At 62.3% G+C, this 24275-nt stretch carries 21 protein-coding genes; 14 read left to right on the forward strand and 7 right to left on the reverse strand.

What is annotated here, in order from left to right:
* Window positions 1–194 precede the first annotated feature (194 nt).
* Window positions 195–641, reverse strand: coding sequence for a MerR family transcriptional regulator (locus EV664_RS14070; protein WP_050775903.1), 447 nt, complete (start codon window positions 639–641; stop codon window positions 195–197).
* Between the two features lie 87 nt (window positions 642–728).
* On the opposite strand from EV664_RS14070, the gene EV664_RS14075 reads away from it, so the two are divergent.
* The 9 genes from EV664_RS14075 (at window position 729) to EV664_RS14115 (ending at window position 12497) form a co-directional block, all read left to right on the forward strand.
* Window positions 729–1391: a cation efflux transmembrane domain-containing protein gene (locus tag EV664_RS14075; protein ID WP_050775901.1), complete on the forward strand. Its 663-nt coding sequence runs from the start codon at window positions 729–731 to the stop codon at window positions 1389–1391.
* Window positions 1388–3328, forward strand: a complete 1941-nt coding sequence (locus tag EV664_RS14080; protein WP_040379137.1) for a cytochrome c/FTR1 family iron permease — start codon at window positions 1388–1390, stop codon at window positions 3326–3328. The genes EV664_RS14075 and EV664_RS14080 overlap by 4 nt, the downstream gene beginning before the upstream one ends.
* A gap of 26 nt (window positions 3329–3354) precedes the next feature.
* On the forward strand, window positions 3355–4974 hold the full coding sequence (locus EV664_RS14085; RefSeq protein ID WP_133496371.1) for a multicopper oxidase family protein: 1620 nt from the start codon (window positions 3355–3357) through the stop codon (window positions 4972–4974).
* A 68-nt stretch (window positions 4975–5042) separates the two neighbouring features.
* Window positions 5043–6683, forward strand: coding sequence for an acetolactate synthase large subunit (locus EV664_RS14090; protein ID WP_133496372.1), 1641 nt, complete (start codon window positions 5043–5045; stop codon window positions 6681–6683).
* Window positions 6680–8074: an aldehyde dehydrogenase family protein gene (locus tag EV664_RS14095; protein ID WP_133496373.1), complete on the forward strand. Its 1395-nt coding sequence runs from the start codon at window positions 6680–6682 to the stop codon at window positions 8072–8074. Before EV664_RS14090 ends, EV664_RS14095 begins: the two co-directional genes overlap by 4 nt.
* Window positions 8075–8693: 619 nt before the next feature.
* Window positions 8694–9041, forward strand: a complete 348-nt coding sequence (locus EV664_RS14100; RefSeq protein ID WP_133496374.1) for a hypothetical protein — start codon at window positions 8694–8696, stop codon at window positions 9039–9041.
* Between the two features lie 588 nt (window positions 9042–9629).
* Complete coding sequence (locus EV664_RS14105; RefSeq protein ID WP_133496375.1) at window positions 9630–10814, forward strand: acetyl-CoA C-acyltransferase; 1185 nt, start codon at window positions 9630–9632, stop codon at window positions 10812–10814.
* Between the two features lie 108 nt (window positions 10815–10922).
* Window positions 10923–11240, forward strand: a complete 318-nt coding sequence (locus tag EV664_RS14110) for a 2Fe-2S iron-sulfur cluster-binding protein (RefSeq protein WP_133496376.1) — start codon at window positions 10923–10925, stop codon at window positions 11238–11240.
* 12 nt (window positions 11241–11252) lie between these two features.
* Window positions 11253–12497: an NAD(P)/FAD-dependent oxidoreductase gene (locus EV664_RS14115; protein WP_133496377.1), complete on the forward strand. Its 1245-nt coding sequence runs from the start codon at window positions 11253–11255 to the stop codon at window positions 12495–12497.
* Here EV664_RS14115 and fdhD read toward each other — a convergent pair.
* From fdhD to EV664_RS14130, 3 genes are read right to left on the reverse strand one after another with little or no spacing between them, the layout of a single operon-like run.
* Window positions 12486–13289 carry a formate dehydrogenase accessory sulfurtransferase FdhD gene (gene fdhD / locus EV664_RS14120; protein WP_133496378.1) on the reverse strand — a complete coding sequence of 268 codons (804 nt, stop codon included), beginning with the start codon at window positions 13287–13289 and terminating at the stop codon, window positions 12486–12488. The two genes, EV664_RS14115 and fdhD, sit on opposite strands and share 12 nt — an antisense overlap.
* Window positions 13286–13807, reverse strand: coding sequence for a molybdenum cofactor guanylyltransferase (gene mobA / locus EV664_RS14125; protein WP_133496379.1), 522 nt, complete (start codon window positions 13805–13807; stop codon window positions 13286–13288). The genes fdhD and mobA overlap by 4 nt, the downstream gene beginning before the upstream one ends.
* Window positions 13804–16092, reverse strand: coding sequence for an FdhF/YdeP family oxidoreductase (locus EV664_RS14130; protein ID WP_133496380.1), 2289 nt, complete (start codon window positions 16090–16092; stop codon window positions 13804–13806). Before EV664_RS14130 ends, mobA begins: the two co-directional genes overlap by 4 nt.
* A gap of 203 nt (window positions 16093–16295) precedes the next feature.
* Between EV664_RS14130 and trxB the strand changes: the two genes are divergently transcribed.
* Complete coding sequence (trxB, locus tag EV664_RS14135; protein ID WP_133496475.1) at window positions 16296–17243, forward strand: thioredoxin-disulfide reductase; 948 nt, start codon at window positions 16296–16298, stop codon at window positions 17241–17243.
* 166 nt (window positions 17244–17409) lie between these two features.
* Here the strand turns inward: trxB and EV664_RS14140 are convergent, their stop codons facing one another.
* The 3 genes from EV664_RS14140 to EV664_RS14150 are packed head-to-tail and all read right to left on the reverse strand — an operon-like array spanning window position 17410 to window position 19174.
* On the reverse strand, window positions 17410–18204 hold the full coding sequence (locus EV664_RS14140) for a hydrolase 1, exosortase A system-associated (RefSeq protein ID WP_133496381.1): 795 nt from the start codon (window positions 18202–18204) through the stop codon (window positions 17410–17412).
* Window positions 18192–18905, reverse strand: coding sequence for a hypothetical protein (locus tag EV664_RS14145; protein WP_133496382.1), 714 nt, complete (start codon window positions 18903–18905; stop codon window positions 18192–18194). Before EV664_RS14145 ends, EV664_RS14140 begins: the two co-directional genes overlap by 13 nt.
* On the reverse strand, window positions 18902–19174 hold the full coding sequence (locus tag EV664_RS14150) for an acyl carrier protein (RefSeq protein ID WP_133496383.1): 273 nt from the start codon (window positions 19172–19174) through the stop codon (window positions 18902–18904). Before EV664_RS14150 ends, EV664_RS14145 begins: the two co-directional genes overlap by 4 nt.
* Window positions 19175–19297: 123 nt before the next feature.
* Between EV664_RS14150 and EV664_RS14155 the strand changes: the two genes are divergently transcribed.
* The 4 genes from EV664_RS14155 (at window position 19298) to EV664_RS14170 (ending at window position 24271) form a co-directional block, all read left to right on the forward strand.
* Window positions 19298–20800 (forward strand): AMP-binding protein, encoded by a 1503-nt coding sequence (locus EV664_RS14155; RefSeq protein ID WP_133496384.1) that lies wholly within the window; start codon window positions 19298–19300, stop codon window positions 20798–20800.
* Window positions 20797–22035, forward strand: coding sequence for a pyridoxal-dependent decarboxylase, exosortase A system-associated (locus EV664_RS14160; protein WP_133496385.1), 1239 nt, complete (start codon window positions 20797–20799; stop codon window positions 22033–22035). Before EV664_RS14155 ends, EV664_RS14160 begins: the two co-directional genes overlap by 4 nt.
* A gap of 69 nt (window positions 22036–22104) precedes the next feature.
* A complete protein-coding gene (locus EV664_RS14165; protein WP_133496386.1) occupies window positions 22105–22746 on the forward strand; it encodes an XrtA/PEP-CTERM system exopolysaccharide export protein in 642 nt (213 codons plus the stop codon).
* Between the two features lies 1 nt (window position 22747).
* The gene (locus tag EV664_RS14170; RefSeq protein WP_133496387.1) at window positions 22748–24271 is read left to right on the forward strand and encodes an XrtA system polysaccharide chain length determinant; all 1524 of its coding nucleotides are present in this window, start codon (window positions 22748–22750) and stop codon (window positions 24269–24271) included.
* The last annotated feature ends 4 nt before the right edge of the window (window positions 24272–24275 follow it).

Below are 24275 nucleotides of genomic sequence, written 5' to 3' on the forward strand. Positions count from 1 at the left end.
TGGGCTTCATCTTCGTTCCTTCATCACTACGACGAAGCCCAAATCCTCCTTAAATCACAACCTCAAATCTGTGCCATTGGTGCTGACGGGGAACACTCAGTGGGTTCTCAATGCAGCGAAATGGATTGCCGGAGCGGATGGATTCCGGCGGTGTTTCGCCACCTTCATAGCTTCTGATCGCACCGCCGCGGCACTCAGGGAGCTGAGAACGCACGGCTTCGGGTTCTTTTCTTCGCGGGCACAAAACTGGGGCGGGATTGAGAGAGCGTCTCAATGATCTTGCAGTCCGACAAGTCGCCGCCTTTGCAAGACACCACTACGTTTTCCAGCTCTGCACGCAGTGCTTCAAGATGGGTGAGGCGCTCTTCGATACTAAGTAGATGTCGTTTCGCAATATCACTCGCCTTATCGCACTTTCCATTAGGCGTGTTCTTCAGTTCCAGGAGAGAGCGTGCTTCCTCGATGGAAAAGCCCAGTTTGCGCGCCTGCCGGATGAAGGCCAGTCGTTTAACATCCCGCTCCGTATAGGTTCGCTGGCCCGCTGCCGTACGTTCGGGTTCAGGCATCAGTCCGATGTCCTCGTAAAACCTGATCGTATTGACCTTGGTCCCGGTGGCCTTTGCCAAACCTCCGATAAGCATGAATCTACTCCTTAGACACTTAACATCGCGAAACATTCGCGATTGCAGCTTGCCTCTACAGCCACTGGAGGTGCTAGCTAGTGTCCCATGTTGGAAAATGAAACATCGGATTGTGGCTGCACCGGCGATACGCAAAGAGCAGGTGTGGACCCGGCCTATCGCCGCGCGCTCTGGATAGTGGTCGTGCTCAATTTGGGATTCGGTATTGTCGAGGCCTTCGGCGGATTTCTGGCGGACAGCCAGGCGCTCAAGGCTGACGCCCTCGACTTCATCGGCGATGGATCGATCACGCTGATCGGCATCCTGGCACTTGCGTGGAGTGCCCGCACGCGCGCGCGGGTCGCGCTGGCACAGGGCCTGTTTCTGGGCGCGCTGGGTCTTGGAGTGATCGGTCTGGCGGTCTGGCGCTCGCTTAACGCGGTCGCGCCTGAAGCCAGCTTGATGGGCGGGATCGCGGTCGCGGCCTTGATAGTCAACATCGCGGCGGCGCTTGTGCTCATGCGGTTTCGCGAAGGCGACGCACATGTATCCGCGATCTGGCTTTTCAGCCGCAATGACGCGATCGCCAATGTCGGAGTGATCATCGCTGCTGCCCTAGTCGCCTGGACCGGACAAGCTTGGCCCGATCTGCTGGTCGCGGCGGTGATCGCCCTGATCTTCCTGCATTCGGCTTACCTCATTGTAAAGCGCGCGACCGAGGAACTTCGCGCGCAGCATGCTCCTGCACAGGGAAAGGCCGCCTCCAAATGACGCTACGTGCTTTTGCGGTCCAATTGATCGCTTTCCTGTCGATCGCAGTCGCAATGCCCGCTTCTGCAGGCACGCATGGCGCGGTTCAGACGACCTGGCGCCTGCTCGATTACATCGCCGTGGATTACACTGAGGCCGTCAGCGACGGTGAAGTCACGAACGAGCTGGAATATGCCGAAATGCAGGAATTTTCTGCCTCGGTAGCCAAACGCATGGCTGCTCTGCCCGCAAACGCGCAACGTGCCCAACTGGTTGCGGACGCAGAGGCTCTCGTCGAGTCAATCTCGGCGAAGGTGGAGCCTGCTGTCGTCGCGCGCGACGCGCGCAGATTGGCAAGCGAGCTGATCGCGGCGTTTCCCGTTCCGCTTGCGCCCGAGGCGGCACCCGACCTCGCGCGAGGTGCCGCACTGTACGCCCAGAACTGCGCAAGCTGTCATGGCCCAAGCGGTGGCGGCGACGGCCCTGCCGCAGAGGGACTCGATCCCCCGCCAATCGCTTTTGACGACGTCATCCGTGCCCGCGAGCGCAGCGCTTTCGCGCTCTATCAGGTCATCGGACAAGGGCTGGAAGGAACGGCCATGCCGGGCTTTTCCGATCTCCCGGCGGAAGATCGCTGGAGCCTTGCCTATTATTCAGGGTCGATCGCATTTGAGAATGTAGAGCGCGGCAGACGGATCTGGAACGACGATCCGAAAATCCGGGCGCGTATTCCTGACCTCGCCGCTCTATCCGGCCTTACCCCGGCAGCCCTTGGCGAGGCGATCGGCACCGAGCGTGCCGATGCCGTTATGGCCTATTTGCGGGCTCATCCCGAAGCCGTGGCCAGCGATACGACCGGCTCACTCGCTTTGGCACGCGAACGCTTGCAGCAAAGTCTTGCCGCTTACGAAGCGGGTAATAAGGCCGAAGCGCGCGAACTCGCGCTCTCGGCCTATCTCGATGGCTTCGAACCTTTGGAAGCCGTTTTAAGCACGCGCGATGCAGACCTGCTCGCATCTGTCGAAACCGGCATGGCCGAGCTTCGAGCGGCAATAGGTCGCGGGGATCCGGTGGCCGCCGTCGCCCAAAGGGTGAATGCGCTCGACGTTCTTTTCTACCACGCCGAGACGGTTCTCGCCCCGGACAATGCCAGTGAGGCCTCGGCATTCGCAGGAGCCTTTGCGATCCTGTTGCGCGAAGGGCTCGAGGCGTTGCTGATCGTGATCGCGATGATCGCGTTCCTGCGCAAGGCCGAGAGAACCGAAGTTCTGCCCTTCGTCCATGGCGGATGGCTGTCGGCCCTTGTCGCCGGTGGCCTGACTTGGGTGGCAGCGACTTACCTGATCGGCATAAGTGGGGCAGGTCGCGAGCTGGTAGAGGGGTTCGGGTCGCTTTTTGCCGCTCTCGTACTGTTGTCGGTTGGCATTTGGATGCACGGCAAATCGCAGGCCGGCGAATGGCAACGCTATATCCAGAAGACCATGCAGCACGCTCTGTCGCGCAGGTCCGCATGGTTTCTGTTCGGGCTGGCGTTCCTCGTGGTTTACCGGGAGGTCTTCGAGACGATCCTGTTCTTCGCAGCGCTCTGGACCCAGGGTCATGCCGACGCAATTTTTGTCGGCGCCGCCTCCGCAATCGTGTTGCTGGCGCTGATCGCCTGGGCGATGCTGCGCTACAGTCGGCGACTGCCGATCGGAACCTTCTTCGCCTACAGCTCGATCCTGATCGGCATTCTTGCCGTCGTTCTGGCCGGGAAGGGCATCTCGGGCCTCCAGGAAGCCGGACTTTTGGGGATCACCCCGCTTCCGAATCTGCCCCGCGTTCCGATCCTAGGCATTGCACCGGCACTTGAACCGGTAGCCGGGCAAATCATTACGCTCGCCCTCATTGCTCTGGGGTACTGGCGCAACAGAAGGAAAGGCATGCAAGTCCGGACACCGCAAGCCGAGGCCGGTTGACGGCGCTCCGGGCAATGGGAAGCAATATGATCGACAGACGTTCCATTCTTGGCGGTGCGGTGCTCGGCGCAGGTGCATTCGGAATAGCCGCATTTACCGGGCGCGATCTGTTGACCGGCCGGAATGCGACGCTTGCTTCAGCAACGGCGCGCTCGCAACTTCGCATTCCTCCTCTTTATTCGGGCGAGCGAAAAAGCGGCGAGAGGGTTTTCGATCTCAATCTACGCCACGGCGTCTCGCGATTTTTTGAAGGGATCGAAACGCCGACCATCGGTATCAACCAGTCCTACCTCGGCCCCACGCTTGAGCTGAACGCCGGCGATACGGTGCGGATGAATGTCACGAGCGATCTGCCCGAAACGGCGACCGTCCACTGGCACGGTTTTCATCTCCCTGCGCGCGCCGATGGCGGACCGCATCAACCGATCGGGCCGGGAGGCAGCTGGACCGCGCGTTTCGATGTCCGCCAGCGCGCATCGATGTTCTGGTATCATTCGCATGCGCACCGTCGCTCGGGGCCACAAGTTTACCAGGGGTTGGCCGGGATGATCTATGTCCGCGACAACGCCAGCGAAGCGCTCGATCTTCCAAACGATTATGGGGTCGATGATATACCGCTGATCGTGCAGGACCGCGCGTTCGCGAGCGATGGAAGCTTCATTTACTCCACGCGAATGCACAATGTTATGATGGGAATGATGGGCGATACGATGCTGGTCAACGGCGTCGTCGAGCCCGTCTTCGAGGCAAGGTCCGATCGCCTGAGGCTACGCCTGGTCAATGGCTCGAACGCACGCTTTTACCGTTTCGGGTTCGACGATGGCCGCAGCTTTCATCAGATCGGCACCGACGGCGGTTTTCTCGCCGCGCCGCTGCCAACCGACAATGTTGTTCTCGCTCCCGGCGAACGCGCGCAGGTAATCGTCGATGTCAGTGATGGAAGGCCGGTTTCGCTGCTTGCGGACGGCCTCGAAATCATGGGCATGGGAAACATGGGCCGGGGGATGAGAGGGTCCGGGCGCATGCGCGAGTCCGACGGGCCGATGGGCAACTGGATGATGGGCGAGCGAGGTGGCCGGGACGGTATGATGGGCGAACGGGAGCGCCGCGATGGGATGATGGGCGGCATGATGGACGAGCGGCGTCAATTCACCGTATTGGACATCCGACCTGCCGAGGGCCGGACCAAGGCCATCGTGATGCCTCGCCGGCTTGCCACATTGCCCCGGATAGATCCCGGCGATGCGGTCCGAACGCGCCGGTTCGTTCTCGATATGGGCATGGGAATGCGCATGATGCGTGGAGGCGGTTTTACCATCAACGGCAAATCGATGGACATGCAGCGTATCGATGAGACGGTGCGGGTAAATACCACCGAAATCTGGCAAGTCGAGAATGCCTCCATGATGGCGCACCCGTTTCACATTCACGACGTGCAGTTCCGTATCCTCGACCGGAACGGCCGTGCGCCTGATGCGGCGGAACAGGGGCTAAAGGACACGGTTGTCGTCTATCCAGGCGAGACCGTGCGGCTCCTTTTGCGGTTCGAGGACTACACCGACGCTGATTTGCCTTACATGTACCACTGCCACATTCTCGAGCACGAAGACGCGGGAATGATGGGGCAATTCACCGTCACAGTCTGAATCACCCGCAGAGCAAAAGACTCTTCACCGACAGCCCCTCAGGCCCTTACCAACGCGAGAACCATTCCATGAAAGCATCCGATCTTCTTGTCGCCGCGTTGGAAGCCGAAGGCGTCGAATATATTTTTGCGGTTCCGGGCGAGGAGAATTTGGATTTGCTTGAATCGCTACGCACCTCGTCGATCCGCCTGATCGTTACCCGGCACGAGCAAGGAGCGGGGTTCATGGCGGCAACCTATGGACGCCTAACCGGTAAAGCCGGCGTATGCCTTGCCACGCTGGGGCCGGGGGCGACAAACCTCACGACGCCGGCAGCTTATGCCGCTCTGGGCGCTTTCCCTCTGGTCATGATAACCGGCCAAAAACCCATCAAGGTCTCGAAGCAGGCGCAGTTCCAGATCGTCGATGTCGTCTCGCTTTTCACCCCATTATGTAAGATGGCGAAGCAGATCGTGAATGGGGAGCGCATTCCTTCGCTCGTGCGCGAAGGTTTCAGGAGAGCTCAGGAAGAGCGACCCGGTGCAGTTCTGCTGGAGCTGCCCGAAGACATTGCCGAGGAAGAAACCTCCGAACCGGTCGTTGCGCCCCACCCCCGCCAATATGCGGTGGCCGGAGATGCCGCGCTAGACGAAGCTGCCGAGCGAATTCTCGCCGCGGATCGCCCGCTGCTTTTGGTGGGTGCCGGGGCCAACCGACGTAGCGCCTGCAAGGCGCTCCGAAAGTTCGTCGACGATACCCAATTTCCGTTTTTTAATACGCAAATGGGCAAGGGAGTGCTCGATGAGGCAAGCCCCCTGTATCTGGGAACGGCGGCTCTATCGTCGGATGACTATGTTCATTGTGCCATCGATCGCGCAGACCTGATCGTCAATATCGGCCATGACGTGGTCGAGAAACCGCCCTTCTACATGGAGCCTGACGGACGCACCGTTATCCATATAAATTACAAGGCAGCAGAGGTCGACCAGGTCTATTTTCCGCAGCTGGAGGTCATCGGCGACATTGCCGGATCGATCGAGCGACTGGGAAACCGGCTACGCGGAAAACACCCTAGTGACCCGGCAGCCTACGCCAATGTCCACGAAAATATCGCCGCGCACATCCGCCAAGGCAGCGACGATGGCCGCTTTCCGATGGTGCCCCAGCGCATCGTTGCAGATGTGCGGACGGTCATGGGCCGGGATGATATCGTCGCGCTCGACAATGGTATCTACAAGATCTGGTTCGCCCGCAACTATATCGCGCATGAGCCCAACACCATTCTGCTCGACAACGCGTTGGCGACGATGGGAGCGGGTCTCCCCTCGGCGATGATGGCAGCGATGCTCTCGCCCGAACGCCGCGTGCTCGCCGTGTGCGGCGATGGCGGGTTCATGATGAATTCGCAGGAGGTGGAAACCGCGGTCAGGCTCGGCCTCAACCTCGTGGTGCTCATTCTCAACGATGCCGCTTACGGGATGATCCGGTGGAAGCAGGAACAGCTAGGCTTTCCCGATTACGGCCTGAGTTTCGCCAACCCTGACTTCGTCACCTACGCGAAAAGTTATGGCGCCACGGGCCACCGGATCGACAGCAGCCAAGCGCTGCTTCCGACCTTGAACGACGCATTCGAAAGCGGCGGCGTTCACCTCGTGGATCTGCCGGTAGATTATTCGGAGAACCGAAAAGTTCTGATCGAAGAGCTGAGCGCGATGGAGTGCCCCCAATGACCTGGCAGGTCCTCAATCCTTACGACCAGAAGTGCATCGGCAGCGTGGACCTGGTCGACTGGTCGAAGATCGACCGCTGGCTGGACGAGGCGCGTACGTTGCACGAAGACCGGCAGGCCTGGATTCCGGTTCACGAGCGGATTGCCATCTTGCAGCGTGCGAGCTCGCTCATGCACGAGCGTGCAGAGAGCCTCGCAATGCAGATCGCGCGCGAGGGCGGAAAACCGCTTGTCGACGCCCGTGCGGAAACGAGCCGCGCCGTTCAGAGCGTCGAACTCTGCGTGCATGAACTGTTCGCGAGCGGCGGACGCCAGATTCCGATGGAGCTGACCGAGGCGGGCGCAGGGCGAACAGCCTACACCTTTCGGGAGCCGATCGGGCCGGTGGTCGCGATTTCGGCGTTCAACCATCCCCTTAATCTGATCGCCCATCAGGTTGGCCCCGCTGTCGCGACGGGATGTCCCGTTTTGGTGAAACCGGCCAAGGATACTCCGTTGTCCTGCAAGAGTTTCGTGGAAATCCTGTACGAGGCAGGCCTAGACGAACGCTGGTGCCGCTTCGTGCCCTGCACGGACGATGTCGCCGAACAAATGGTCACGGATCCGCGAACGGCGTTCTTCTCCTTCATCGGCTCAGCCAAGGTAGGCTGGATGCTCCGTTCGAGGCTCGCACCCGGTACACGTGTGGCGCTGGAACATGGGGGCGCGGCCCCGGTCATCGTCGATGAGAATATACCACGCGAAAACGTCATTCCGTCGCTCCTGAAAGGGGGGTTTTATCATTCCGGTCAGGTCTGCGTATCGGTCCAGCGGGTGTTCGTTCCGCGTGCCGAACTGCCGGACTTCGCTGCCGCGCTCGCTGCGGGCGCAAAGGCACTGAAGGTGGGGGACCCCACCAACGAGGAAACTCAGTGCGGTCCTCTCATTCGCCCTGCCGAGGTCGACCGGATCGAAGCCTGGGTCGCGGCCGCCGTCGAGAGCGGCGCCGAGCTAGCCGCAGGTGGCAAGCGCATCGGCCCGACGCTGTATCATCCCACCGTTCTTATCGATCCGCCTCGCGCCGCCAAGGTCTCGCGAGAGGAGGTGTTCGGGCCCGTTGTGTGCCTCTACGGATACGACAGTATCGATGCAGCCATTTCCCAGGCGAACGAGCTGCCTTATTCCTTTCAGGCCGCCGTATTTACCGAGCGACAGCACATTGCCGATTATTGCGTCGAGCGCCTGTCGGGCTCCACAGTGCTGGTCAACGACCATACCGCCTTCCGAGTCGACTGGATGCCCTTCGCAGGTCGACGGCACTCCGGTCTCGGAACAGGCGGTATCGGATATACAATGTCCGATATGAGCCCGGAAAAGATGGTGATAACGAGGAGCTCGTCCGGCCTCGATTAGCATCGGCTGCAATCAAACCGACGAATCACACCGCTTTCAGCGCGCTTCTGCCTCTGACAGCTTTCAAGTTTTGAGCGAAGATACCAAGGCTGTGCCGGTTGCGCTCGGAGTTGCCCGGTACAGGCGCAAGCTGCGCCAGCGCCGTGTTCACTGCCGGCATCCCGCCCGCGCATTACCGCGGTGGATCAGTGATCGGGGTCGCTAGCCGGAGGATGCGTCGGTATCAGCTGATCGTCGCATTCGGTCGCGAGGCATGCCTCGAGGGTTGCGTGAGCGATGCGGGGACCGGTCAAGCCGAAGCCACGCCCAGAATGCAAAGCAACCGGCGATCTCGGCGAATGCCGCACCGACGTAGATAATATAGGTCATCCGGAGACGATGTCGCACAAGGAGGCGCGAGCAGCAATGTCGCTGCGCTGGTCGTTTGTGGCAGCGGTAATTTGCTCAGGACATCTTGAATAGATGCGTCGAACAGCAGCGATCTTAAGCATCTAGGCCAATGCGGGAGAGGCCTTAGCTGGAACCTAGAGCAGGCGAATTCGTCGTGCCTGTAACGGAACCAACGAGCTGCCAATTAGCGGTCTGGTTGATGTCTGACTGACCCGAAGGAATTTTGATCATGCGATTTGCAATCGTAGTGTGTGCCCTCGCTGTTGCCGCCTGCAGCTCTCAGGATGAAACCACTCCTGAAGAAGTTCCAGAAACGCAGGCAACGGCAGAGCCATTAACTCCGACCATTCCGCCACCGCAGCGTGAGGAACTCGCCGCCGCTTGGGCTGAAGGATGTCCCGAAGCAGAACCTGCCAACAAGGGTCTTTGTAAATCCAAGGGCTTTGGCCACCCCGATTTCACGTGCGATTTTGCTTTGGGAGACGATGAGTATCGTCGTTACACTGCAGAGCTGACGATGTCAGATGGGAAATGGGTCCTCGCTGAGCCGGAAAATGCGTGCGCCATCGTAGAGTAGTCCTTTGTCTTCGCGAAGTTCGACCGCTCCTTGTTCGAAGCCCTTCATCATTCGCTGGGGAAGGCCGATGCTGATGTGACTGTTTTCATATCTAGGTGATAAAATCCCACCGCCAGATGCCTTCGGTAATAATCCGCTTCTTGAGAGCCAAAGTTGGTGATGTGTGGGAGTGTGTCTGCATAGTTAGAACGTCAGGTTTAGCCATCCAATGGCTTGAAAGCGGACCGTCCGGGAGCGGCCCAACTTCCGCCGTTCAAAGAGGCGGTTGAGCTGCCAATTTTCGAACATTAGTCGACCGATCGCACCCTTGTAACGGTTTGGCGCAAATTCGGGATTCTGGGGGTATCGGTGGGGGTATTTTCCAAGAGTTGGGCGGAAAAAACGAGCAATGTCAGAACGTTATATGTTCGCTATATGTTCCTCCTCCGCTACCATCGTTGCCCATGACGCAACAAAGTACGGTGCCAAAGCCGTTTTTCCCGGCTTCTACGCCTTGACCCATAGCGGTCGGCGGACGATCTACCCTCCATCAGAACAGTGCGCCCTTCGGCCTTTGAAGGTGACGCATATCCAGATTGAGGAGCCTTTATGTCCGCCGACCCCGTCGTCATCGCCAGCTATGCCCGCACGCCCATGGGCGGTTTCATGGGCGACCTCACCGGAATGAAAGCGACCGATCTGGGTGCTGCAGCGGTGAAGGCTGCGCTGGAGCGTGCAGGCGCCGATGCCGATGCGATCGAGCAGATTTTCATGGGCTGCGTCCTCCCTGCCACGCTGGGTCAGGCGCCCGCGCGTCAGGCGGCGCTCGGGGCAGGCCTGTCGCTTGGGGTTCAGGCGACGACGGTCAACAAAATGTGCGGATCGGGGATGCAGGCCGCGATCATGGCGCATGACGCACTCGCCGCGGGTAGCGCCGACCTGATCGTGGCGGGCGGCATGGAGAGCATGTCGAACGCCCCCTATGCGCTCCCTAAGCATCGTGCGGGCGCGCGGCTGGGTCATGGCCAGATCATCGACACGATGATGATGGACGGGCTGGAGGACGCCTATACGGCAGGCAAGCCGATGGGTGCGTTCGCTGAGGACGCGGTCGAGATGTATCAGTTCAGCCGCGAGGCGCAGGACGAATATGCGATCCGTTCGCTCAACCGCGCCAATGCCGCGATCGAAAGCGGTGCGTTCGACAAGGAAATCGTCGCGGTCGAAGTTCCGGGGCGCAAGGGCGCGGTGACGGTCGCGACCGACGAACAGCCCGGCAAGGCGAAGATCGACAAGATTCCGACGCTGAAGCCTGTGTTCAAAAAGGACGGAACGATCACACCCGCCAATGCCTCGTCGATTTCGGACGGCGCGGCGGCGCTCGTCATGACGCGCGCGAGCGTTGCCGAGCGGCTTGGCCTCAACATGGTTGCAAAGCTGGTCGGCCATGCCGCGCATGCGCATGAACCGGGGCTGTTCACCACCGCGCCGGTGCCCGCGATGAAGAAGCTGATGGAGAAGACCGGCTGGTCGGTCGATGATGTCGATCTGTTCGAAGTGAACGAAGCGTTCGCCGTGGTTGCGATGATCGCGCAGCGCGAGCTTGGTATTCCCGATGACAAGCTGAACGTGAATGGCGGCGCCTGTGCGCTCGGCCATCCGATCGGGGCCAGCGGGGCGAGGATCATGGCGACATTACTCGCGGCGCTGGAAAAGCGCGGGCTGAAGCGCGGCGTGGCCAGCCTGTGCATCGGCGGCGGGGAAGCAACGGCGGTCGCTGTCGAACTTGTCTAAGCCCGTCGTCCCCGCAGTCCGGGACGATACTTGTGCGCGACGGTGCTTTAATGCATCGCGAACCGGCAGGCGGTACCACCGCAACATACAGGAAAGGTGTGAGCTTCGATGCCCAGATTGAATGTCGTAACCCGTGAAGGGGCCGAAACTCAGGTGGAAGGAACCACCGGCCATTCGGTTATGGAGATCATCCGTGACAATGGGTTCGATGAGTTGCTCGCGCTGTGCGGCGGGTGCTGTTCGTGCGCGACCTGCCATGTTCATGTCGATCCCGACTATATCGGCAAGCTGCCGAAGATGAGCGCGGATGAGGACGATCTGCTCGACAGCTCGGAACATCGCAGCGAATATTCGCGCCTGTCGTGCCAGATTCCGTTTGGTCCCGAGCTTGACGGCCTGCGCGTTCGGATCGCGCCCGAAGACTGATCGGCGGAGGACATGGCACAGGAAATCGATCGTCGCTTCGATGCCGTGATCGTCGGCGCGGGTCAGGCGGGCGCTGCCTGTGCTATTGCGCTGCGCCAAAACGGTTTTGCAGGCAGTCTCCTGCTCATCGGAGACGAGCCGGAGCTGCCCTATGAACGCCCCCCGCTATCCAAGGAATATCTCGCCGGGGACAAGAGCTTCGACCGGCTGCTGATCCGTCCCGAAGCCTTTTGGGCGGAGCGCGAGGTCGATTTTCTGCTCGGTACGCGGGTGATAGCGGTCGATGCCTCGGCGCATAGCGTTAACACCGATGGCGGCGCGACGATCGGCTATGGCCAATTGGTATGGGCGACCGGGGGCGCACCCCGGAAGCTGATCTGTGACGGGCATCATCTGAGCGGCGTGCATGGCGTGCGCAGCCGCGCCGATGTCGATCGGATGATCGAAGAATTGTCCGATACCGAGCGGGTCGTGGTGATCGGCGGCGGCTATATCGGGCTGGAAGCGGCGGCGGTGCTGTCGAAATTGGGCAAGCAGATCGTCCTGCTGGAGGCTGCCGATCGCGTGTTGTCGCGGGTAGCGGGCGAAGAGCTTTCGCGCTTTTTCGAGGGCGAGCATCGCGCCCATGGCGTCAATATCCGCCTCAACGCCGTGGTTTCCTGTATTGAGGGCGAGGACAGGGTCAGCGGGGTACGGCTTGCCGATGGCGAGGTGCTGCCCGCCGATATGGTGATTGTCGGCATCGGCATCCTTCCTGCCGTCGAGCCTCTGCTCGCCGCCGGAGCGCAAGGCGGCAACGGCGTCGCGGTCGATGCGCAATGCAGCACCAGCCTGCCCGATATCTATGCGATCGGCGATTGCGCGCTGCACGCGAATGCATTTGCCGACGGGCAGATGATCCGGCTGGAATCAGTCCAGAATGCCAATGATCAGGCGGGCGTGGCTGCAAAGGCGATTACCGGATCGGGCGATGAATATGCGGCCGTGCCCTGGTTCTGGTCGAACCAATATGATCTGAAATTGCAGACCGTCGGCCTGTCGACCGGCTATGACGCGACGGTGCTTCGCGGCGATCCCGCAACGCGCAGTTTTTCGGTGATCTATCTGCGCGAAGGCCGGGTGATCGCGCTCGATTGCGTGAACCGGATCAAGGATTATGTGCAGGGCCGCAAACTCGTGGTCGAGGGCGCGAGGATCGATCCGGCGTTGCTCGCCGACGCCGATACGCCGTTGAAGGAACTGCCGCTACTGGGCTGAGTCTGTGACCCGGGCCGGGGCGGCGGGATCGTTCAGCACCAGCATCGAATCGGATCGCGCCAGCGCCACCAGCCCAAGGCCGTTTGCGCGCGCATGGTCGACCGCCATGCTGGTCGGTGCCGAAATTCCGACCAGCAGCGGAAAGCGCGCGACGAGTGCCTTGTCCGCCATTTCGAAGCTGATCCGCGAGGTGACGACCGCGAAGCCGGGTGCGGATGCATGCCCCCCGATCCTCCCGATCAGCTTATCAAGCGCATTATGGCGGCCGACATCCTCCGCCGCTGCGACGATTGCTCCGTCGGGTGTGCAAAACGCAGCGGCGTGCGTCGCCCCGGTGGCGGCGCCCAATGGCTGATGATCGCGCAACGCGCCGAGCGCGCGATGGATTGCATCGGCGTCGATCGCCATCGGGGCCGGCGGGGCGGGCAGGGGACGGGTCAGGCTTTCCAGACTGGCAATCCCGCAAAGGCCGCACCCCGTATCGCTGGTGCGATGGCGCACCCGCTCGCCGATCCTCTCGGCGGCCTGCGGAGAGACGATGATGCGCAGAACGATCCCCGCCGGCACGTGCGCAACATCCACATCGATCAGGTCGGCCGGGCTTTCGGCGATCCGCTCGGTAAGCGCAAAGCCAAGCGCGAAGGCGGAAAGATCGGCTGGAGACATCATCATCACTGCATAGCCGATGCCGTTGAATTCGACCGCGACCGGTGCCTCCAATGCTATCGCGCGATCGATCGCTTCGGCGCTGCCCTGCGACAGGCGCGTGACAGGTTCTGCCCGGCTGGTCATGCTATGCGGTCCAGATCCTCCGGCGTATCCACATCGGTAATCGGATCGGCGACGCGCACCGGAATGGTGCCGGTGGCGCGCGCGAAACCACGTACCGACCGGTCCGCTTGCTTTTCGAGCCACGCGTCGAGTTCGAGCATCAGCGAAACCGGCCAGTGGCCGAAAACCGGATGATCCTCGCACCAGCATGGCGGGCGGCGCAGCGCTTCGAACAGGCTATCGGGCGGGAAGGGGACGTCGCACGCGACGGTAAGCACCGAAGGCTCGCCCAGATCGTGCGCATAGCTCAGCGCTCCCGCAATTCCGCCCAGCGGGCCGAGGCCGGGCTGGGGCCGGTCGGGCGCGCCCGCAAGGCCCGGATGGTCGCGCCCGATCACCACCACCCGATCGACATGGCGGGAGAGCGCACGAGCAGCATGGTCGATCATCGGCATGCCGCGCATCTCCGCCAGCGCCTTGTCGCTGCCGAAGCGACGCGACGCGCCGCCCGCCAATATCGCACCGATGGGGGCGATCACGCCGGTTTGCGCACCCGTACCGGAACCGACTTACCGGCCGGAACATGGCTTTCCAGCGCATGATGTTCCAGCGAAATCAGCACGTTGAGTTCGGGGTAATAGCCACCCACGCACCCTTCCGGAATATTGTAGGGCACGACGCGAAGGCCGTCGACGACGCGCTCGACCTGATCGTCGGCATCGCTGACCAGCGATACGATATCGCCGTCGAACAGGCCCATCGCGGTCATATCCGCCTGATTCATCATCACCACCTCGCGCGTGCCATGGATACCGCGAAACCGGTCATGATAGCCATAGATGGTGGTGTTGAACTGATCGTTCGAGCGCAGCGTGACGAGGCGCAGGCGACCCGGCGCATCGTCGAACCCGGCGGCGTTCATTGCGCGCGGGGCATTGAACTCCGCCTTGCCGCTTTCGGTTTCCCATTTGCGGTGCGCGGCGGGATTGCCTTTCCAAAAACCGCCCGGCTGCCACATGCGCTCGTTGAAGTTCGAGAATTTGTCGGGATAGGTATCCTCAATCGCATCGCGCACCAGCGAATAATCGTCGACCCACGCATCCCATGGCACATTTTCATTGGGTTCGAGGGCCGCCTTTGCGATGCCGGCGACGATCGCCGGTTCCGAAAGCAGATGATGGCTGGCGGGCGTCGCCTTGCCGAGCGAGCCATAGATATGGCTGAACGAATCCTCCATCGTCACTGCCTGCGGCCCGCTTGCCTGCATGTCGCGCTCCATCCGGCCGAGACAGGGGAGGATCCAGCAATCCTCACCCGGATGCAGATGCGATTTGTTGAGCTTGGTCGCGATATGCACCTGAAAGGGGAGTTTCGCCCAGCCCTTCACCATCTTCTCATGCTCGGGCGTGGCGCGCAGAAAGTTGCCGCCCAGCTGGATGAAGCCGTCGCAGGTTCCGTCGATGATATGGCGGCAGCTTTCGACCGTGTCCCATCCCTTCCAGTCAGGCGGGGTGAAATCATATAGCTGTTTCAGCCGCGCATTCGGGGCGAGTTCGGGCTTTTCAGTGATACCTACCGTACGCTGGCCCTGCACATTGGAATGGCCGCGCACCGGGCCGGGACCGGCACCCGGCCGCCCGATATGCCCGCGCATGAGCAGCAGGTTCACGATCATATAGAGCGAATCCATGCCATAGCGATGCTGGGTGATCCCCATGCCATAGACGATGATGAGCGCTTTCGATTTCAGATACACGCGCGCCGCATCCTCGATCGCCTCACGGGTCAGTCCGCTTTCGCGCAGGATGTCGTCCCATTCGGCCTTGCGGACATATTCGGCGAATTCCTCGAACCGGACGGTATGCTGTCCGATGAAATGATGGTCGAGAATCGGTTCGCGCCCGGCGGCGCGCGCCGCGTCATCGGCGGCGATCGCGATCTTGGCGATGCCCAGCACGGCGGAGATATCGCCGCCCGCCTTTACCTGATGATATTGGGTCGAAATCTGCGTCGAACCGCCGGTGGCCATCTGAACCGGATTTTGCGGGTCGGTAAACCGTTCCCAGCCGCGTTCGCGCAAGGGATTGAAGTTCACGATCTCCACGCCGCGCTTGCGTGCTGCTTTCAGCGTATGGAGCATGCGCGGGCTGTTGGTGCCGACATTCTGCCCGAAACAGAAGATCGCGTCGCAAAGCTCATAATCGTCCATCTGGATCGTCGCGACCGGCGATCCGGTGGCGTTTTTCAGGCCCACCGACGTGGTTTCGTGGCACATATTCGAACTGTCGGGCAGGTTGTGCGAGCCATAAAGCCGCGCGAGCAGCGAATACATATAGCTGGTTTCAAGGCTGGCCCGGCCCGAGGCATAGAAGACGACCTTCTTCGCATCAGCCTTGTTCATCCGCGCGCCGATTCCGTCAAACGCCTCCTGCCAGCTGACCGCGACATAGCGGTCGGTCGCGGCGTCATATTTCATCGGATGGGTAAGGCGGCCTGCTTGTTCCAGATCATGGTCGCGCCAGCCCTGAAGCTCGCTGACCGTATGTTCGCGGAAGAAATCTGGCGTGGTGCGAAGCGTAGTCAGCTCCCACGCCGTCGCCTTCGCGCCATTTTCGCAAAATTCGGCGATATGCGGTTTGGCCGGCTTTCCCCAGGCGCAGCTGACGCACATCACGCCTTCGGGCTTGTTCTGGCGGCGCAACGCGTCGAGCGTGTCCGGCCCGATCTTCTCTTTCGGCAGGACATGCGCCATGCCCTCCATCGATCCCCAGCCGCCGGCCGCGCCCTCATAATCCTTGATGATGACATCGTCGCGATCGGCCATGGAAATCCTCCGGAAAAAGTGCTGCTTCCTGAACCCTGCAGCGCGCATATCGTTGCAGCAAGTTTTGCTTTATCGCCACGGGGCTTTCCCCGCGCGCCATGCTGCCTATCTTGCAAGGCCGGGGGCAAAGCCCCTATCGCCCTTCCTCACCCCCGTTTCGCAACGCGAAGAGAGATATTGTGAGCGCCACGCACAAGACCCGTATGCTGATCCTCGGTTCCGGACCCGCAGGCCTTACCGCCGCCATTTACGGCGCGCGCGCCGGTATGGAGCCGATTCTGGTGCAGGGCATCCAGCCCGGCGGCCAGTTGATGACGACCACCGATGTCGAAAACTATCCCGGCTTTGCCGACGTCATTCAGGGCCCCTGGCTGATGGAGCAGATGCAGAAACAGGCAGAGCATGTCGGCACGAAGCTGATGTGGGACACGATCGTCGATGTCGACCTTACCAGCCGTCCGTTCCGCATGACCGGCGATGGCGGTGACGTGTATGAGGGCGATGTGCTGGTGATCGCCACCGGCGCGCAGGCCAAATGGCTGGGTCTAGATTCGGAAGAAGCGATGAAGGGCAAGGGGGTTTCCGCCTGCGCCACGTGCGACGGTTTCTTCTATCGCGGCAAGAAGGTCGCGGTGATCGGCGGCGGCAATACCGCGGTCGAAGAGGCGCTGTACCTCACCAACCATTCGGACAATGTCACGCTGATCCATCGCCGCGACGAGCTTCGCGCCGAGCGCATCCTTCAGGAACGCCTGATGAAGCATGAATCGATCAACGTGCTCTGGAACAAGCAGGTCGAGCGGTTCGTCGGCGGCGGCAATCCCGAAGGACTGGTCGCGCTGGAACTGAAAGACACGGTGACCGGCGAGATTTCGACGCTGGATGTCGAGGGCGGGTTCGTCGCGATCGGCCATCATCCGGCGACCGAATTGTTTCGCGGGCATCTCGCGCTTGATGACGACGGCTATATTCAGGTCGAAACCGGCACCACGCGGACCAGCGTTCCGGGCGTGTTCGCGTGCGGCGATGTGATGGACAAAACCTATCGTCAGGCAGTGACTGCCGCCGGAACCGGCTGCATGGCTGCGCTCGATGCGGAGCGTTTCCTCGCCGAGGTCGAATTCGAAGGCGTCGCCGAAGCGGCCGAGTAACGCCGGACCGAATTGGCCGGAAATTGTCGCACGATCGTCATTGCGAGCCCCCCAGGGGCGCGGCAATCCAGAAGCAGCGATCGCAGCACTGGATCGCTTCGTCGCTGCGCTTCTCGCGATGACGATCCGGTCTGTAAATCATCCCTGCCGCCACCGGTGTCGGCGATCAGCCGTCCAGTGCTGCCCGGATTTGCTCGCGAAGCCAGATGGTATCGGTTTCGCGGGCGAAGCTGTGGCTGGCGGTCTGGCAGCGTGCCACCGGGATGCGGCCACGAAGCGGTGCAGGCGCGCGCTTCCATGCATCGGCAAAGGCAATCGCGCTATTGTCGCCCGCGGCGAGCAGGATGCGGACATCGCCATGGTGCGACAGCGAATCGACATAGCGGTCGAACAGGCCGGGCGCGGTCTTGCTGCCTTGCCCGGCCTTTCGAACTCCCGCGATCAGTTTCTTCAGGTCCACCCCGCCGCTGATCAGGCGAATCCATTCGCGCGGATCGCGCAGCCGCGCAGCATAGCGCGCGCGGATCGCGGCGGCGGGGGGCAGGGCATCCTCGCCGCTTTCCGCCTCCAGCCAGGGATTGGCGAGGATCAGCGAATTCACTTCCGCCGCTTTTCCGAACAGCATCAGCGCACCCGCCGCATCGCAATTGCCGAACGCCACCAGCCGGTCGATCTGCGGTTGCAGGCTCCGGAACTGCCGCGCAGCCGCGACGATATCCGCCTCGCTCGACAGGAAACCGCCATTCGCGCCGGTCGAATCGCCGATTCCGCGCCGGTCGAAGCGAAAAACGGGAAAGCCCGCTTCGGCGATATCGCGCGCCAGCAATGCCATGCCACGATGCGCGCCGATGCGGATTTCATTGCCCCCCGACACGATCAGCAGGCCGGTGCGGCGGGGGGCGGCATCGAGCGTGCCGACCAGCGTTTCGCCCGCGCAGGCGAATGTGCTCAGGCTTCGCACTGCGCGATCCAGCTTGCGATGTCGTCGGCGAGCAATCCGGCGAGCGCCGGATCGTCGTCCGGCTCGGATCGTCGCCATAAGGGCGTGCCGGGCAGATGGCGGTCGGCGGGGCGGGGGTCGCTGTCCAGCCGGACGATTCGGCGGGGAATGCCGGACTGATCGAACGGCTCGGCGGCGATCAGTCCGGCGAGCAGGTCGCTGCCGATCAGGTTTCCGGCGATCTCTACCGGACCATCGCTGCCGAACGCCATCGCCTGAATATCGCCCTTGTGCCGGTCAGGATCGGCGGCGCGCCAGATGCGGTGCAATTCGCGCAGCAACTCGTTCCCGGCCATCGGTGCGAAGTGCCATCGACCATCGAGCAGCGCGAGCGTGTCGAGCAGCGCGCCGCTGCGGATACCGATGCCATAAGCGCGGCGACCCGCGGACGCGAACTGATCGACCAGCCCCTCGATCGCTTCGCTCATGCGCAGCAGGGTGAGCGATTCGAGCGGCACCATGCTCTCGCTCTGACCCGGAATATCGGGCAGTACCCCCGCAATGCCGCGCCCGGCGAGCAACCGCAACAGCCGCACCGCGAAGGTGCGCGTCCGGTTCGCCTCTTCGAACAGCGGCAATATCGCGACCATGACCGGGCCGGTATCGGGACCGAAGCGAAGCATCGCCTCCGTCCCGCCAGCCCAATCATAGTCAGCGATCATTGCAGCGCCTTGGCACTCGCAAAGCGGGTCAGCGCGCCGAAGGTTTCCAGCGTGTCGCCATCGACATCGTCATCCTCGATCAGGATGCCGAGCCGGTCCTCAAGCTCGGTCAGCAACCCTGCGACCGCCATCGAATCGAGTTCGGGAAGCGCGCCGAACAACGGAGTTTCGGGGGCGAAATCCGCAACCCGCTCGGGCGCGAGGCCAAGCACGTCGCACAAGGTCGCGCGCACCGTATCCTCGATTTCCTGCCTGCCTTCTGGAACCAACGCTCCGATCCTCTTGTCCTTTGGAAGCGAACCGCCGATACTCATTGCGCTGTCCGATGCCAAGGGCAGCGTGCCCCGGCACCGCGCGCTTGCCAGTGCGGCAACGGCCGATAACAGGACAATATGGTTTCCCCCGATCCCGTTCCATATCCCATCGATCACCTTCCGCAACGCGGGCAATCCGCTGCGCCCGCGCTGATCGATAAGCGCGGCGCGATAAGCTATGCCGCGCTTGAACATGCCGTTGGTGCGATGGCGGGCACGCTGCGTGCCGCCGGGCTGGCGCCGGGGGACCGGATCGCAAGCTGGCTGCCCAAGACGCGCACTGCGTGTATCCTGCCGCTCGCCGCGCCGCGGGTCGGATTGATTCATGTGCCGGTCAATCCGGCGCTGAAGCGTGCACAGGTCGCGCATATCCTGTCGGACAGCGGTGCATCCGCGCTGGTGACGCAGAAACCGCGTCTCGCCGCGCTGGAGCCGGGCGATGTGCCCGAAAGCTGCGCGGTGCTGGAGGAAGAACTCGCGGGCGCGTACATACCGCCCTCGAACGCCGATCCCGACGATCTTGCCGCGATTCTCTATACCTCGGGATCGACCGGCCGACCCAAGGGCGTGATGCTCAGCCATGCCAATCTGTGGCTCGGCGCGATCAGCGTGGCGCACTATCTGAAGCTGACGCCGCAGGACCGGGTGCTCGGCGTGCTCCCCCTCAGCTTCGATTACGGCCAGAACCAGTTATTTTCGAGCTGGGCAGCGGGGGCGAGCGTCGCGCCGCTCGATTATCTGACCCCGCGCGATGTGGTGAAGGCGGTCGACCGGTTCGACATCACCACCATTGCGGGCGTGCCGCCGCTCTGGGTGCAATTGCTCGAGGCGGACTGGCCCGATGCGGTTGCCGGGCGGCTGAAACGGCTGACCAATTCGGGCGGAGCGCTTACGATACGGATGGTGCGCGATTTGCGCGCCCGGTTTGCCGGGGCCGATCTCTATCCGATGTATGGCCTCACCGAAGCCTTTCGCTCGACCTATCTCGATCCGGCGCTGGTCGATGCCAATCCCGATTCGATGGGACGGGCGATCCCCTTTGCCGAGATATTGGTGCTTCGCCCCGATGGCAGCCGAGCCGCGCCGGGCGAGGCGGGCGAACTGGTCCATGCCGGCCCGCTCGTCGCGAAGGGCTATTGGCGCGACCCCGAACGAACCGCGCAGCGTTTCCGCCCTGCGCCTGTCTTTGCGGCAAGCGACGGAATGGCGGTGTGGTCGGGCGATACCGTGATCGAGGGAGCGGACGGTCTGCTGCGTTTTGTCGGGCGTGATGATGAGATGATCAAAAGCGCAGGCAACCGGATCAGCCCGCAAGAGGTGGAGGAAGCCGTGCTCGGCGGCGATGAGGCGGCCGAGGCTGCGGCATTCGGTATTCCGGACGCGCGGCTGGGGCAGGCGATCCTCGTTGTCGCACGCGCGAACGGCGATCCCGGTGAGGCAGAGACGGCGCTGCGTCAGCGCTTGCGCCGCGACCTTCCCGGCTTCATGCAGCCCGCTCGCTACGAATGGCGCGACGCATTGCCGCGCAACGCCAATGGCAAACTCGATCGCGCCCGCCTGCGCGCGGAGGTCACGCAATGAAACCGATGGGTCCGATCCCGCCCGATTATGCCGGTCAGGACCGTCTGACCATCGCAGGGCACGATGCCGAATATTGGGTGGAGCAGGCCGGGTCCACGCCGTGCTTCGTGTACGACATGGCGGCGATGGAGCGGCGCGTCGCCCGGCTGCGCGCTGCCCTGCCCGACCGGGTGGGCGTGCATTTCGCGATCAAGGCCAACCCCTATCCGCCGCTCGTATCTGCGATGGCAGCGCTGGTCGACGGGCTGGACGTGGCGTCGGGCGGCGAAATGGCACTCGCGCTTCGGTCGAAACCGGGGGGCGAGATCAGCTTTGCCGGGCCGGGCAAGCGCGACGCCGAACTGGAAGCGGCGATCCGCAGCGGTGTGACGCTGAACCTCGAATCCGCAGGCGAGGCAGAGCGCGCGCTGGCCATTGGCGAGCAGCTGGGTGTCGCACCTCGGCTTGCGGTGCGGGTGAATCCCGATTTCGAACTGCGCGGTTCGGGGATGAAAATGGGCGGGCGCGCTTCGCCCTTTGGTGTGGATGCCGCTGAGGTCCCGGCGCTGGTCCGGCACATCCTTGCGCGCGGTGGCGACTGGCGCGGCTTTCATATCTTTGCGGGGTCGCAGTCGCTCGATACGCAGGCGATCATCGAGACGCAGGCAGCGACGCTGGCGCTGGCCGAACGGCTGGGCGAGGAAGCGGGTGCGACGCCACCCTTCGTCAATCTGGGCGGCGGTTTCGGCATTCCCTATTTTCCGGGCGATACGCCGGTCGATGTCGAAGCGATCGGCGCTGCTTTGGGCGAGGCGCTGGATGTTTCGTCGCTTGCAAACCGGAAAACCGGCTTTGCTGTCGAGCTCGGTCGCTGGCTGGTGGGCGAAGCGGGGGTGTATCTGACCCGCATTCTCGACCGGAAGGTGAGCCAGGGGGAGACGTTCCTCGTCGTCGACGGCGGGCTGCATCATCAGCTTGCGGCGAGCGGCAATTTCGGCACCGTGGTGCGGCGCAACTATCCGGTCGCGCTGCCGATGCGAATGGATGCCGTAGCGGAAGAGGCGGTTTCGGTGGTCGGGTGCCTGTGCACCCCGCTTGATCGGCTCGCCGACAAGGTGGCATTGCCAAAGGCGCAGCCGGGCGATCTGATCGCCATATTCCTTGCCGGGGCCTATGGCCTGACCGCCAGCCCGAGCGCGTTTCTGGGACATGGTCCTGCCCGGGAATGCCTCCCCCGCGCCGCGGAAACGACCTAACTCTATCTTAACCGGCATGCGGCATATCGACCGGGTGCATACATTTGTACGGCAGGAGAGGTTGTGGTGATGGGGCTGTTGCATCGGGCGTGGAAAAGGGCTGGCCCGTTGGCTTCGGCGTTGTTCGTCACCGGCTGCGCCGGCGGCACGATGCCGCAGCTTCCCCCGGCTACGCACACACCGGCTGCCGAACAGACGGATGAAGAATATCAGATCGGCCCGCTCGATCAGCTTCAGATCTTCGTCTGGCGCAACCCCGAATTGTCGACAAAGGTTCAGGTGCGCCCCGACGGGCGGATCACCACGCCGCTGGTCAACGACATGCCTGCAGCGGGCAAGACGCCCGCGCAGCTCGCCGACGATATGAAAAAAGCGCTGAGCGAATATGTCGAAAACCCGATCGTATCGGTCATCGTCGAGAATTTCTCCGGTACCTATGCGCAACGGATTCGTGTGGTCGGTGCGAGCGAAAAGCCTGCCTCGATTCCCTATCGCGCGAATATGACGGTGCTCGACGCGATCATCGCAGTGGGCGGCATGAACGAATATGCTGCGGGCAATCGCGCGCGGCTGGTGCGTGTCGATCCCGATACGGGCAAACAGCACGAATATCATCTGCGCCTCGACAGTCTGGTCCGGGACGGCGATATTTCGGCCAATGTCCGGCTGGAGCCGGGCGATATCATCATCATTCCCGAAAGCATGTTCTGACATGGGGGCGATGTATGACGAGATACGCGCCGCCATTCATGCGATATGGATACGGCGCTGGATAGCGCTCGGTGTCGCCTGGGCGGTGTGCGTGATCGGATGGGGCGTGATTTCGCGGATCCCCGATCATTATGAATCGAGCGCGCGCATCCTTGTTCAGACCAGCGACATCCTGCCCGACGATGTGGGGCCTTCGCCCGATCAGCAGGCGCGGCAGATGGACCGTATCCGTCAGACGCTGACCTCGGCCGTGAATCTGGAGAAGGTCGTGCGCGGCACCGATCTTTCGCAGGGCATGGCACGCGATGCCGATGTGAGCGCGCAGGTCGCGGCGCTCCAGAAGATGATCACGGTCGTCCAGCAACAGGATAATCTGTTCAAGATTTCGGCCGACGTGACCGGCGGACCGGGGGCGCAAAGCGCGGTGCTGGCGCAGCAGATCGTTCAGAAGATGATCGATGTCTTCGTCAGCGACAATCTCGTCGCCGATCGGAGAGAAATCGCCCAAAGGCTGAATTTCCTCAACCAGCAGCTCGATCAGCGTCAGGCGCAGATCCAGAATGCCGAGGTGAAGTCTGCCAATTTTCAGAGCCGGTATCTGTCGGGCCTGCCCGGAACCGGTCCCTTGCCCGACCGGCTCGCCGCAGCGAACAGCCAGCTTGCCAATGTCGAGCAGGATCTGGCGGCAGCACGATCCAGCCTGACGGCGGTTTCGACTCAGCTTGCCGGTACAAGGCGCACCCTGCCGGGAAGCCCCGGCAGCGCAGGACCGGCACGCACCCGGCTGGCGACTTTGCAGCAACAGCTTGCCGATGCGCGTGCGCGTGGCTGGACCGACCAGCATCCCGACGTCATCGCGCTGAAAAACCAGATCGAACAGGCGCAGCAGGCAGCACGCGATGAACCCGTCTATGGCAATGGCGGATCGCCCAATCCCCTGTATATGCAGCTTCAGTCGATGCGTGCCGAGCGCGAGGCGCGGGTCGCCGAACTCACCCAGCGACGCAACCAGCTGCAAAGCGATATCGATGCGCTGCGGAACGAATTTAACGGCGATCCCCGGATGGTCGCCGATGATGCTCAGGCCGGGCGCGACCTTCAGGTGTTGCAGGACCAGTATCAGAAGCTGCTGACCGAACGCGAACAGGTGAAGCTTCAGGCGCAGGCGCAGAATGCGACCGATGCGATGAAATTCAACATTGTCGATCCGCCGACTGTGCCGCGTTCGCCAAGCGCGCCGAACCGTCCGTTGCTGCTGACCGCCGTCCTGATCGTCGGGATCGGTGCGGGTGTTGCCGCTGCTTATGCGCTGGGAATGATCCGTACCACTTTCGCGACCCCGGCGCGCCTCGAACAGGCGAGCGGGATGCCGGTAATCGGTTCGATCGGCAAGGTGATCACGGAGGCGAATGCCGCGAAGCGGGCACGGCGCAACAAGCTGTTTCTCGGCGGGGCGGGGGCGTTGTGCTTCGTTTATGCTGCGCTCGTCGGCGCGGACCTGCTTCACCCCGGATTGCTGGCATGAGGAG

The organism is Stakelama pacifica, assembly GCF_004361835.1.
Taxonomy (GTDB): Bacteria; Pseudomonadota; Alphaproteobacteria; order Sphingomonadales; family Sphingomonadaceae; genus Sphingomonas; species Sphingomonas pacifica.